The organism is Hymenobacter properus, assembly GCF_015694735.1.
Taxonomy (GTDB): domain Bacteria; phylum Bacteroidota; class Bacteroidia; order Cytophagales; family Hymenobacteraceae; genus Hymenobacter; species Hymenobacter properus.
In genome coordinates this window covers 89,687-102,554 of the sequence record NZ_JADQDP010000008.1, presented here as the reverse complement: position 1 = coordinate 102,554, position 12,868 = coordinate 89,687, and the positions used below count along the sequence as shown (strand labels likewise).

Here is a 12,868-nt window from a genome sequence, read left to right as displayed (position 1 = left end):
GAAATGAAGAGGCTTACTTATTTAGTCGTCAGTTGTCCCGGCCAGTCCATCACGCCGCCGAGTAGGTTGCTGACCTGCGCGAAACCGGCGGTGGTGAGCTGGCCGGCCGCGTTGGCCGAACGCGCGCCGCTGCGGCAGTACACGTAGGTGGGCTTGGTTTTGTCCAGGGCCGCCACGCGCTGGCCGAAGTCGGGCGCGGTGACTTCGATGTTGACCGCGCCGGGCAGGTGGCCGGCGGCGAATTCGTCGGGCCGGCGCACGTCCACGAGCACCGCGCCGGGCTGGCGCAGGCCCTCGGCAAACTGCGCGGGCGTCAGGTTTTGAAAAGCAGGGGCGGAAGTTTTATTGAAACCGAACATGGCGGAGGAATTGGAGGGGGAGGGAAACTGAAAGTGTGAGAATGAGCGGATAGGGGCCCCGGCACGGCTGCCGGAGCCTACCCGTCAAAGGGATTAGTGGGCCGCCGAAGCCGACTGGAAGGACTTCACGGCCTCGCTCAAGTCGAGCACTGCGGTGCCGGGCAGGGCGTCGGCCACGATGCTGCTGCCGGCCGCCGAACGGTAGCCGCCCGCGCAGTGCACCACCACCGGCTTATCGGTCGGAATCTCGCCGGCCCGCTCGCGCAGCTCGGGCAGCGGAATGTTGAGCGAGCCATCGAAAATAGGCTCGTCGCGGTGCTCCACGGGGTTGCGGATGTCCACGATGGTGTAGTTCTCCGGGTGCTCGCGGAAGGTCGGTACGTCGAGCACCGGCATGGTGGCCTCGGTGGCCGGGGTACCCACCAGCGCGCCTTTAATCAGCGGCTCGTAGCCGATTTTGGCCGTTTTCTGAATCAGGTCTTCCAGCGTCGCCTCGTCGGCAGCAATCAGGTAGTAGGACTCCTCCGGCCCCACGATGGAGCCCAGCCAGGTTTCGAACTTGCCGCCCTGCTGGATGTTGATGGCGCCGTCCACGTGGCCTTTTTTGAACTCGGCTTCGGGCCGGGTGTCGATGATGACCGCCCCGGCTTCCAGCTTCGCGCCGGGGGCCAAGCGCTTCACCTGCTGCACGCTCGGCGCATAGTCGGGCGCACCGGCTTTGTTCAGCGCCACATCGTAGCCGAAGTACTTGGGGATGAACGGCTGGTCGGCCAGCAGCTCTTTTACAAAGTCTTCTTCGCTCAGGGGGCGCAGCATGGGGTTACCGGCTTTTTCGGCCCCGATGCTGCTGCTGTTGGCACCGCCCAGGGCTTTGCCGCAGAGCGAACCCGCGCCGTGGGCGGGGTACACCAGCACGTCGGCGGCCAGCGGCATCAGCTTTTCGCGCAGCGAGTGATACATCTGCTTGGCCAGCTCCTCGCGCTTGGCGGTCATGTTACCCGCATTTTCGCGCAGGTCGGGCCGGCCCACGTCGCCGATGAACAAGGTGTCGCCGGTGAACACGGCCTCGTCCTTACCCTCGCGGCTGAGCACGATGCTGAGCGAATCGGGCGAGTGGCCGGGTGTGTTCAGGGCGCGGAAGGTGAGCTTGCCCACGGTGAACTCCTGCCCCTCGTCGAATCCCTCGTGGGCGTAGTCGGCCCCGAGCAGCTTACTCACGCGGATGACGGCCCCGGTGGCCTGCGCGATTTCCAGGTGCGACGAGACGAAGTCGGCGTGGGGGTGGGTTTCGATGACGGCCACGATTTTGGCGTCATTCGCTTTCGCGTAGTCGTAGTATTGCTGCGGGTTGCGGGCCGGGTCGATGAGGACGATTTCGCGGGCGCACTCGCTGAGGATGGCGTAGGAGAAGTGGGCCAGGCCCTTGTCTTCAAACTGTTCGATTTTCATGGTTGGCAACGAAAAAACGGGTGAAAGAAACGGGAGCGGAAAAGCGTTAAATGGTTGATTAAACGTGGTGAAACAGCAGCTCTTTGGTCAGAATAAACGTGCCCATGGCCAGCGTGAACCAGCCGAAGGCCGGCTTGAGCTTAGCGCCCGGAATGAAGCGGGCCAGGTAGGTGCCCAGCACGATGCCGCCGAGGGCAAAGGCGAGGAAGCCCAGTAAAAACGACCAGGCGATGGGCGTGCCCGCACTCAAATCGCCGGTGAAGCCGATGAGCGAGTTCAGGGCAATGATGGCCAGCGAGGTGCCCACGGCCAGCTTCATGGGCAGGCGCGCGCCCAGCACCAGGGCCGGAATGATGAGGAAGCCCCCGCCCGCCCCCACGAAGCCCGTGAGTGTGCCCACCACCAGGCCGATGGTGAGAATGAGCGGATAGTTGAATTTATGCTTGTGGTGCAGCTCCTCATCGAGTACTTCTTCAGCCTGTTTGCTGCGAATCATGGAGGTGGCCGCCACCACCATCAGCACTGCGAAGGCCACGAGCACCAGCAGGTCTTTGGTGAAGACGATGCTGCCCACCGTGAACAGCACGTGCGGGATGGCGGGCATGAGCACCTTGCGCACCGCAAACACGGCCATGAGCGAAGGAATCAGAAAAACGATGGCGGTTTTCAGCGACACCAACCCCTTGCGGAAGTAGCCCGACGCGCCGACTACCGACGTGCTGCCGACCACGAACAGCGAGTAGGCCGTGCTGAGCACCGGGCTCACGCCCATCAGATAAACCAGCACCGGCACGGTGAGGATGGAACCGCCCCCGCCCATGATGCCGAGCGAGAGGCCAATGAAGATGGCGGCGAAGTAGCCGATGTAGTGGAGCATGAGGGTGTAACGTATGAAATTATGAATGGTTGTTCATGTATTGCGGCAAAAAAAAGCCGCGCCGCTTACAGGAAGGTGCACGCGGCCAGGCACTGAATCACGTCGATTACTTCGCGCATTTTCAGGGCGTAGTAGATGTTTTTGCCGTCGCGGGTGCTGCTGAGAATGCCCTTGAGCTTCATGCCCGAGAGGTGGTGCGAAAGCAGGCTTTGCTCGACGTTGAGCTTTTCGCTGATGTCCGTCACCGAGAGACTGTCGGTGGCCGCCAGCAGCTGCACGATGGCAATGCGCGTGGGGTGGGCCGTGGTCTTGAGAATGAAGGCCACCTTCTCCATCTTCTCGACGGAGAGGCCCATGTCAACGGCAACGGGGGAAGCGGTGGGTGTCATAACGAGTGCAAATGTATGAACAACTTTTCATACGTACAATCGTACCCACCCAATAAGTTCACGGAGTTTCTTCATTTTCTCGAAAGCCTGCGCTTTCCCCCGCATGAAAAACCCTTCTCACCCGGCTAGAAAGGCCTTTACGGGTCGGTTCGCTGCTTGCACGCTCGGCGCGAGCCTGCTGCTGGCGGCCTGCAACTCGGCCCCGCAGCAAACGGAAAAGGCCGCGCCCGCCGCGCCCCTGGCTTCCGGCAGCTTCACCATTCTGCACACCAACGACATCCACGGCCGGCACCGGCCCTTCGCCGTGGCTCCCGGCAACGCCACCGCCCAGACCGGCGATGCCGGCCGGCTGCCCAGCTCGTTTGAGCACGCGGGCACCGTGGGCGGGTTTGCCCACCTGGCCACGGCCATCAAACGGGTGCGGGCGCAGCGCGGGGCGGCCAACGTGCTGCTGGTGGACGGCGGCGACACGTTCGGGGATGATTTGCTCGGCAACCTGACCAAGGGGGAGGCACTTATCCACCTGCTGAACGCCGTGGGCTACCAGTTCATGGCCCTCGGCAACCACGATTTTGAGTACGGCAGCGCCCGCACCCGCGCGCTGCAGCAGCTGGCCCATTTCCCCATGCGCGGGGCCAACGTGCTGGATAAGGCCACCGGCCAGCCCTTCCTCGGCGACCCCACCACGGTGCGCACCGTGGGCGGCGTGCGCGTGGGCCTGCTGGCCCTGGCCTACCACAACACGGCCCTTACCGGCAACCCTGACAACACCAAAGACCTCACCTTTGGCAGCGGCCTGGCCGCCGCCCGCCGCTACCTGCCGGCCCTGCGCGCCCGCGCCGACGTGGTGGTCGTGGTGTCGCACCAGGGCACCAGGGTGGACGAGCGGCTGGCCCGCGAAGTGCCCGGCATCGACCTCATCATCGGAGCCCACTCCCACGACCGTATTACGCCCCCGCGCCGTGTGGGCGCGACGTGGATAGTGCAGGCGCTGTCCGACGCCGCCGTGCTCGGCCAGCTCACCGTGCAGGTGCAGGCGGGCAAAGTAGTGGCGGTGGAGGGCCAGGCCCCCACGCTATGGACCGCTGATTACCCGGCCGACCCCGCCGTGGCCCGGCTGGTCGACTCCCTGCGCGCGCCCTACAAAGCGCAGCTGGAAGCGCGGGTAGCTACCGCCACAGGGCGCATCGGCCGGCAGTATAAGTCGGCCAGCCCCTTCGACCAGCTGGCCGGCGCGCTGCTGCGTGAAGCCACGGGGGCGGAGGTTGCCTTTCTGCCCGGCGTAGGCTATGGCGTCTCGCTCGAAGCCGGCCCCATCACCCGCGAAGCCCTTTATACGCTGCTGCCGCACCCCTCCAAGCTGGTCACGCTGACGCTGACGGGCCGCCAACTCACCGCTCTGCTCGAACAGAGCGCCACCAACCTGAACCCCGGCGACGATTTGAAGCGGGTGGGCGGGCTCATTCAGTCCAGCGGCCTGGCCTGGACGGCCGACCTGAACCGGCCGGTGGGTCAGCGCGTGCGTGACGTGCGGGTAAACGGCCAGCCATTGGCGGCTGACCGGAGCTACCGCGTGGTCACCCACAACGGCATGCTCAGCGGCATTCACCGCTACACCACGTTTGCCGAAGGAGACAACATTAAGAAGCTGGACCAGAAAGTAACCGACGTGGTGGAAACCGGACTGCGGCGGCGCGGCACCGTGGCCCCGCCCACGCTGGCCGCCGTGCGCATCGTACCGGCGAAGTAAAATAATTGGTTTGGGCCGCAAACTAATGTGGATTCCAACCCTATCATTTTATATCTGCCCATGTTGGGAAGAAATAAAATTTGATAACTAACACTGTATGAGTAACATCGTAAACCTGCAACAGCTTTTGGGCAACAACCCATTCAATGCCGACAGCCAATTAAAGTGGAAAATCGCCTCTTCTTTCGCGGCGGATGCCAATGATTTTTTGTGGCGGGTAGGCTTGTTGAACCAGAACCGGCCCCATGATACGACGGCCTATTTTGCCAAAATGTATGTCGACCTTTTGATGAGTGCGGAGTGCGCGCTGAAATCCCTGATAATTAGCCTGTCACTAAAAGGGGAAACCCCGGAAGATGCCTACAAAGTAGCACGAAGAACGGGTCACGACTTGGAAAAGCTTTACCTCAAGGTCGAAGGCCGGGCTAAACGAAGAATCAAGCTGCTGACGCCGAAGCAGCGGGCGCTGTTGATGAAAGCCAATACCATTGGGGTTGGCTACCGCTACGATATATCGACGTTCTTCTTTCTGAGCCGAGAGAGCCGGATTGACCGGGCTTTCCAACGCGGGCCAGTGAGCGGAATTCTCAACTATTCGTTCATCATGGAATTTTATGCCATGCTACACGATTTACGGGACTTAGCGGACGCTTCGCTGAAGAAGTATTATGGGCGCGATAATTCGCTGGCCGGTGTAAATCTCCAGAAGCTGGCAGACCGGCAGGATGCTTTTTACACCGCCGTCGGCCGGCTGCTTTAGTGAGCTGAATAGAGGTAGCGGGTGGGCCGTGAAATGGATTGTTTGCAGTAATAAGCAACTATTCTACGGCTCGCCGCGCCTTTGACTTCGACGCTTTAATGAAAAAGTCCGCACCTTTGCGTTGCCTAACCTGACCGAATGTCCCGTCTGTTGTCCCATTTGCTGTTGCTGATTTATGCGGGGGTTTACCTGCATTGCCAACCGCTGCCCGCTCGCGCGGAAGGGGCCGATGATGCCGGCGGCAACCGCCAGGAGCAACGTCGGGGCAGCCTCTGCCAGAAGAAGCTGCAAACCGTGCAGGCCGCCCCGCAGGCGGAGCAGGCCCACCAAGCCCAGGCCAAACTGCTGCCGCTGGACCTCTGCCTCGGCGGCGACTTCGCGGCGCTGTACTTCGGCCTGCTGTTCCCGGCCCCCCAGCCCACGCTTAACCCCGCCCGGGGCCCGAATGCCGGCCCCGCGCAGGTTTTTGCCAACCACCCCAATAAGGCTCCGCCCGTCCGCTTTTCTTAGGAAAATGCGCGGAGGAGCCGGGTTTACGCCCGGTTAGCTGTGCCCGATTTACGGGCCGGCAGCCGGTTTTTTTATGCCCGAACCGGCCGGGCACACTCCCGGCGCAGAGCGGCTTAGCCCTCGTTGCCGCTGGCCGCTAGGGCCCCGCATTTTCCTGAGAATCCCCAGCAAATCTGCCTGTTAGCAGGCGGGCTGCGCCTATGGTCGCCGCCCGCCCGGATTTCTGTCCTGACTTCTCGGAACTTATGTTTTTTTCTTTTGTAACCGCTGCCCGGCGCCTCCCGCCCGGCAGCCGGCGGCTGGTGCTGGCCCTGCTTCTGGCGGGACCGGCCAGCCGGGCGCAGCAGCCGGCGCCCCCCCGGCCCCTTTCCCTGCCCGAAGCCCTGGAGCTGGCCCATCGCAATGCCCCCCACCTGCAGGCCAAGGCCTACCAGGTGCAGGCCGCCGAGGCCGACATCACCCAAACCAAGACCCAGCGCCTGCCTTCGGTGCGGCTCAGCGGGCAGGTGAGCTACGGTTCGACCAATGCCGTGGCCGGCACCATGCTGCCCATCGGCACCATCATTCCCAGCAGCGGCTCGCTCAGCGGGGTGAACTCCTACAACGCCGTGTTCGGCAGCATGGGCACGGCGCTGGCCGAGTGGAGCCCGGTTACCTTCGGCCAGTACCCGGCCCAGCTGGCCCGCGCCGAGGCCGCCCGCGGCTACGCCCAGGCCGATGCCGACAACGAGTGGTTTACCCAGCAGTTGCGCGTGGCCCAGACCTACCTCGACCTGCTGGCCACCCAAAGCCTGCGCCGGGTGCGCGAGCAGGACGTGCGCCGGGTGGGTACTCTGAAAAAGACCATTACCCGGCTGGCGCTCAACGGGCTGCGCCCGGGCGTGGACAGCACCCTGGCCCGCGCCACCGTGGCCCAGTCGCAGCTGGCCCTGATTGCGGCCCGCGAGCAGGAAGCCGACCGGCAGGCCCGGCTTTCGACCCTGCTGGGGCAGCCCGGCGCTACCTGGCAGCCCGATACCCTCTACAACCGGTCCCTGCCGCCCACGCTGGCCCCGCCCCCGGCCACCCACCCCACGCTGGGTTTCCAGCAGCGGGCCGTAGAGCTGGGGCAGGCGCGCGAAACGGTCATTCGGCGCAGCTACCGGCCCCGGCTTTCGCTGCTGGGCGCCACCTGGGGCCGGGGCTCGGGCCTGGGCTACAACGGCCAGACCGATTACGGCCTGACCGGGGCCGCGCCCACCCGCTTCAACTACGCCGTGGGCGTGGGCCTGGTGTTTGACCTGCTGGACTGGCCGCGCCTGCAGGCCCAGGCGCGGGCCGAAAACCTGCGCACCCAGGGGCTGCAGGCCGAGTACCGCCAGCAGCAGCTGGAGCTTGGCAACCAGGCCACGCTGGCCGGGCAGCGCCTCGCGCTGGCCGCTGACCGCGCGCGGGAAGCGCCCGTGCAGCTGGCCGCCGCCCGCCAGGCCTACCGCCAGAAGCTGGCCCTCTACAATTCCGGACTGGCCACGGTGGTCGACGTGACGCAGGCCCTCTACGGGCTGCAACAGGCCGAGCAGGACCAGGTGCTCACCGCCAATGCCGCCTGGCAGGCCGTGCTGCTGCAAACCGCCGCCGCCGGCGACTTCTCCTTCTTTTTCACCCACGTAACGCCCTAGCCGCATGTACGAACTTATCCGGTCGGCCCTACAGCGGCCCATCTCCGTGGTGGTGGCCATGCTGGCCATCCTCTTTTTCGCCTTCGCCGCCGTGCGCGACATTGCCGTGGACATCTTCCCGAGCATGGACGTGCCGGCCATCTACGTGGCCGAGCCCTACGGCGGGCTCTCGCCCGAGCAGCTCGACGGCTTCATGGCCAACCAGTTCCAGAACAACTTCCTGTTCGTGTCCGGGGTCAAGAAGATTGAAACCAAAAGCATTCAGGGGCTGACGCTCATCAAGCTCTCCTTTTACCCCGGCACCGACATGGCCCAGGCCGCCGCCGAGGTGGCTACCCAGGTGTCGCGGGCCACGGCGTTTATGCCGCTCGGCACGCTGCCCCCGCAGGTGGTACGCTTCGATGCCAGCTCGCTGCCGGTGGGCCAGCTGGTACTGGAAAGCGATAAAAGCTCGCTCACCCAGCTCCAGGATTTGGCCGCCAGCCGCATCCGGCCCATGTTCACCACCATTCCGGGCGTCACGTCCACGGCCCCGTTCGGCGGCAATATCCGCACCATCGTGGTGAAGGCCGACCCGGCGAAGCTGCGCGGCTACCAGCTCACGCCCGACGACGTGGTGAAGGCCATCGTGGCCAGCAACCAGCCCTCGGCGGCCGGTAACGTGAAGATGGGTACTCTGGCCTACATGGCCCCGGTGAACTCGCTGATTGAGAACCCCGCCGACTTTCTGGATGTGCCGCTGCGCACCGGGGCCGGCCCCGGCGTGTACCTGCGCGACGTGGCCACGGTGGAAGACGCGGCCGACATCACTACGGGCTACGCCGTCATCAACGGCAAGCGGGCCATCTATATGCCCGTCATCAAAAAAGCTGACGCCTCGACCCTGAAAGTGGTGCAGGAAGTGAAGGACAAGCTGCCCACTCTGCGGGCACTGCTGCCCGAGGATGTGAAGCTGAGCTACGCCTTCGACCAGTCGGTGTACGTGGCCAACTCGCTCAAAAGCCTGGTCACCGAGGGCATCCTTGGCGCGGTGCTCACGGGCCTAATGGTGCTGCTGTTTCTGCGCGACTGGCGCAGCGTCATCATCGTCATTACCACCATTCCGCTCTCGGTGCTCTCGGCCGTGATTCTGCTCAAGCTCTTCGGGCAGACGCTCAACATCATGACCCTGTCGGGCCTGGCGCTGGCCATCGGCGTGCTGGTGGACGAGGCCACGGTGACCATCGAAAACATTCACCAGCACCTGGAAAAGGGCAAAACCAAGGCCCAGGCCATCTGGGACGCGGCCCGCGAAATTGCCCTGCCCAAACTGCTGATTCTGCTCTGCGTGCTGGCCGTGTTCGCGCCGGCCCTGATTATGGTGGGGGTGCCGCGCGCCATGTTCCTACCCCTGTCGCTGGCCGTGGGCTTCGCCATGGTGGCCTCGTTCCTGCTCTCGCAAACCCTGGTGCCCGTGATGGCCAACTGGCTGCTCAAGGACCACGCGCCCGGCCACGATACCAACCACGCGGCCGACGGCCACGCCGAAAAAACCGGCTTTTTCGCCCGCTTTCAGGCCGGCTACCAGCGCCTGCTTGTGCGCGGCCAGGGCCGGCGGCGGGGTATTGTGCTCGGCTACCTCGCGCTGAGCGTGCTGGTGGTAGGGGCCGGCTTTGCCTTCATCGGCACCGATATTTTCCCGCAGGCCAATAGCGGGCAGTTCCAGCTGCGGCTGCGCGAAAAGGTGGGCACCCGCCTGGAGCAGACCGAAAAGACCGTGGCCGCCGTGCAGGCCCTCATCAACCAGGAAGTGGGGCCGCAGAACGTGGAAATCTCGTCCACCTTCGTGGGCACCCAGCCGGCGAGCTTCGCGGTGAATTCCATTTTCGTGTTCACCACCGGCCCGCACGAGGCCATCATGCAGGTGGCCTTGAAAGAGGGCGTGCACGTGAACCTCAACCAGCTCAAGGAGCGCCTGCGCCGGCGCATCGGGCAGGCCCATCCGGGCTTGCTGCTGAGCTTCGAGCCGATTGAATTGGTGGAAAAGGTAATGAGCGACGGCGCGCCCACGCCCATTCAGGTGAACGTGGGCGGCAAAAACCTCAAGGAAGCCGCCGGCCAGGCCCGCAAGGTGCTGGCCGAGCTGAAGCGGATTCCCTACCTGCGCGACGTGCAGATTGCCCAGCCCCTGCAGTACCCGGCCCTGCGCATCGACGTGGACCGGGAGCGGGCCGCCCAGTTCGGCCTCACCAGCCAGGAAATCACCCAGTCGGTGGTGGCGGCCACCTCGTCCAGCCGTTTCACCAGCAAAAACCTCTGGCTCGACCCCAAGTCCGGCCTCGGCTACCAGGTGCAGGTGCAGCTGCCCGACGACCAGCTCAGCCAGATTCAGGACCTCGAAGCCCTGCCCGTGAAGCCCGGCCAGGCCCGGCCCACGGTGGGGGAGGTGGCCAGCATCTCGGCCCGGATGATGCCCGGCGAGATTGACCGCCAGGGTCCTTACCGGCTGGTGAGCATCACGGCCAACGTGCAGGGCCGCGACCTGGGCACCGCCGCTAAAGCCGTGCGCCAAGCCATTAAGCAGGCCGGCGAGCCGCCGCGCGGCGTGGTGGTGAACCTGGTGGGCCAGCCCCAGCTGCTGGCCGACACCATGAGCAGCCTGCAGACCGGCCTGGGCATGGCCATCGTGGTGATATTCCTGCTGCTGGCGGCCAACTTCCAGAGCTTTCGCCTCTCGCTGGTGGTGCTCTCGGTGGTGCCGGCCGTGGTGGCGGGCTCGCTGCTGATGCTGCTGGCCTGCGGGGCCACGCTCAATCTGCAGTCCTACATGGGCATGATTATGTCGGTGGGCGTCTCAGTGGCCAACGCCATTCTGCTCATCACCAGCGCCGACCACCTGCGCCACGAGCACCGGGACGCGCTCGAAGCCGCTCGCCGGGCCGCCGATACCCGCATCCGGCCCATCCTGATGACAAGCATCGCCATGCTGGCCGGCATGCTGCCCATGGCCTCGGGCCTGGGCGAGGGCGGCGACCAGATTGCCCCGCTGGGCCAGGCCGTCATCGGCGGGCTCATTGCCTCTACGCTGGCCTCGCTGCTGGTGCTGCCCCACGTGTTTGGCTGGGCCATGGGCCGGGTCGGGTTCGCGTCGGTGTCGATGCTGCCCACGCGCACCCGGCAGGCGGCCTAATTCTCATTGATTTCTCCCTTTTGTATCGCTCATGCCTGATTTCCTAAATCTTCCTACAATGCTGCGCCGGGGCGCGGCCCTGCTGACGGCCGGCCTGTCCCTGGCCGGCTGCTCCTCTTCCGATGGCCCGGCCGAGGCCGATGCCGCGGCCCAGCCGGCGGCCCCGGTGGCCGCGCCCGTCACCACCTTTACCCTGACCGACGCGCCGGCCGTGCGGCGTCTGCGCCTGCCCGGCGAGCTCAAGCCCTTCGAGCAGGTCGACATCTTCCCCCGCGTGGGGGCCTTCGTGAAACAAGTGCTGGTGGACCGGGGCACCTGCGTAACCAAAGGCCAGACTCTGGCCGTGCTCGAAGCCCCCGAGCTGGCCGCCCAGCTGGCCCGCGCCCGCTCGCGCTGGCAGGCGGCGCAGGCCAAGCTTTCCGGCACCAAGGCCAGCTACGACCGCCTGCTGCGCACCAGCCAGGAGCCGGGCACCATCTCGCCCAACGACCTGGAGCGCGCCCGCGCCGAGATGCAGGGTGACCAGGCAGGCGTGCAGGCCGCCTATTCTGAGTGGCAGGCCAGCCGCGAGCTGAGCAACTACCTAGTGGTGCGCGCCCCGTTCGGCGGCGTCATTTCGGCCCGCAACGTGTCGGCCGGCGCGCTGGTGGGGCCGGGCGGCGGCCAGCCCGCCGCGCCGATGTTTTCGCTCGAAAACAACCAGACCCTGCGCCTGGAAGTGGCCGTGCCCGAAGCCGCCGCCGGCCAGTGGCTGAAACCGGGGGCGAAAGTGCCGTTCACCGTGCCGGCCTTTCCGGGCCGCACCTTCATGGGCGTGTACCGCCGCAACGCTGACCGCCTCAGCCAAACGGTGCGCTCGGAGCTGGTGGAAATGGACGTGCCTAATGCCAATGGCCAGCTCAAGGCCGGCATGTACGCCCAGGTGCTGGTGGCCCTGCCCACGGCGGCCCAGTCAATAGCGGTGCCCACGGCCGCCGTGTTTGCCCGCCCCGACCAGCCTAAGCAGAGCCAGGTTATCCGGGTGCACGACGGCCGCGCCCAGTGGGTGCCCGTGCGCCGGGGCCAGCTGCTGAGCCGCGACACGGTGGAAGTATTCGGCCCGCTAGCCCCCGGCGATGCGCTGCTGCGCGAAGCCTCCGAACAGGTGGCCGACGGCCAGCCCGTCACCGTGGCGAAGCCAAAACCCGCCGGCGCTTAACAAATGAAACTTTGTTCATATTAACTTTGTCCCGCTTTTAAAACTCCCCCACCATGAATCGCAAGACCCTCACCTCCTGGCTGCCGCTGGCCCTGTTCGCCCTCGTTATGTTCACGCCCCTGCGGCCCATCGTGCTCGGCGGCGTGCAGCGCGGCCTGCTGGCTACCGGCCTCTGGAAAGCCGAAGTGCCTGCCACGGCCCCCGCCGCCGCTATGCCGGTGGTGCTCACCGGCGGCGCTGCCTACCCTCACAACCTGCCCATGGTCACGCTCGACGGGAAACCCGTCAACCTGAGCGACCTGAAAGGCAAGGTGGTATTCGTGAACCTGTGGGCCAGCTGGTGCCCGCCCTGCCGCGCCGAAATGCCCGGCATTGAAGCGCTGTACAAGAAAGTTGACAAGTCGAAAGTGGCCTTCGTGATGCTCTCGCTCGACGACGACGCGGCCAAAGCCCGCAAGTTTGTGCAGGCCCAGGGCTACACCTTCCCGGTGTACCTGCGCACCGGCGACCTGCCCGCTCCCTTCGATTCCAACTCCATCCCGTCCACCGTCATCCTCGGCCCCGACGGGCAGGTTGCGGCCCGCCACGACGGCATGGCCGAGTACGACACGCCCGAGTTCAAAGCGGCGCTGGATAAGCTGGCGAAGTCGGCGCGTTAACCCATCGGACGCACCCGTGGGGAATTCCTCAGAGGTGAGCCATTGGAACGTCGCCGGAAGCTGATTAGCCAGGGACATACCCTGCAAGGG

The 12,868-nt window shown here is 65.2% G+C and carries 11 protein-coding genes; 7 read left to right on the top strand and 4 right to left on the bottom strand.

What is annotated here, in order from left to right; translation table 11 throughout:
* Window positions 1–17 precede the first annotated feature (17 nt).
* From I2I01_RS22495 to I2I01_RS22480, 4 genes are all read right to left on the bottom strand, one after another.
* Window positions 18–359 carry a rhodanese-like domain-containing protein gene (locus I2I01_RS22495; RefSeq protein ID WP_196288786.1) on the bottom strand — a complete coding sequence of 114 codons (342 nt, stop codon included), beginning with the start codon at window positions 357–359 and terminating at the stop codon, window positions 18–20.
* Between the two features lie 93 nt (window positions 360–452).
* Window positions 453–1,808, bottom strand: a complete 1,356-nt coding sequence (locus I2I01_RS22490; protein ID WP_196288785.1) for an MBL fold metallo-hydrolase — start codon at window positions 1,806–1,808, stop codon at window positions 453–455.
* A 58-nt stretch (window positions 1,809–1,866) separates the two neighbouring features.
* Entirely contained in the window at window positions 1,867–2,685 is an 819-nt protein-coding gene (locus tag I2I01_RS22485; RefSeq protein ID WP_196288784.1) for a sulfite exporter TauE/SafE family protein, read from the bottom strand.
* A gap of 65 nt (window positions 2,686–2,750) precedes the next feature.
* Window positions 2,751–3,074, bottom strand: a complete 324-nt coding sequence (locus I2I01_RS22480; RefSeq protein WP_211538124.1) for an ArsR/SmtB family transcription factor — start codon at window positions 3,072–3,074, stop codon at window positions 2,751–2,753.
* A gap of 103 nt (window positions 3,075–3,177) precedes the next feature.
* Between I2I01_RS22480 and I2I01_RS22475 the strand changes: the two genes are divergently transcribed.
* From I2I01_RS22475 to I2I01_RS22445, 7 genes are all read left to right on the top strand, one after another.
* Complete coding sequence (locus I2I01_RS22475) at window positions 3,178–4,824, top strand: bifunctional metallophosphatase/5'-nucleotidase (RefSeq protein ID WP_196288783.1); 1,647 nt, start codon at window positions 3,178–3,180, stop codon at window positions 4,822–4,824.
* A 97-nt stretch (window positions 4,825–4,921) separates the two neighbouring features.
* Complete coding sequence (locus I2I01_RS22470; protein ID WP_196288782.1) at window positions 4,922–5,584, top strand: hypothetical protein; 663 nt, start codon at window positions 4,922–4,924, stop codon at window positions 5,582–5,584.
* 138 nt (window positions 5,585–5,722) lie between these two features.
* Window positions 5,723–6,094 (top strand): hypothetical protein, encoded by a 372-nt coding sequence (locus I2I01_RS22465; RefSeq protein ID WP_196288781.1) that lies wholly within the window; start codon window positions 5,723–5,725, stop codon window positions 6,092–6,094.
* A 245-nt stretch (window positions 6,095–6,339) separates the two neighbouring features.
* Complete coding sequence (locus I2I01_RS22460) at window positions 6,340–7,752, top strand: TolC family protein (RefSeq protein ID WP_196288780.1); 1,413 nt, start codon at window positions 6,340–6,342, stop codon at window positions 7,750–7,752.
* A 4-nt stretch (window positions 7,753–7,756) separates the two neighbouring features.
* A complete protein-coding gene (locus tag I2I01_RS22455) occupies window positions 7,757–10,921 on the top strand; it encodes an efflux RND transporter permease subunit (protein WP_196288779.1) in 3,165 nt (1,054 codons plus the stop codon).
* 31 nt (window positions 10,922–10,952) lie between these two features.
* Complete coding sequence (locus I2I01_RS22450) at window positions 10,953–12,119, top strand: efflux RND transporter periplasmic adaptor subunit (RefSeq protein WP_196288778.1); 1,167 nt, start codon at window positions 10,953–10,955, stop codon at window positions 12,117–12,119.
* A gap of 53 nt (window positions 12,120–12,172) precedes the next feature.
* Entirely contained in the window at window positions 12,173–12,778 is a 606-nt protein-coding gene (locus I2I01_RS22445) for a TlpA family protein disulfide reductase (RefSeq protein ID WP_196288777.1), read from the top strand.
* The last annotated feature ends 90 nt before the right edge of the window (window positions 12,779–12,868 follow it).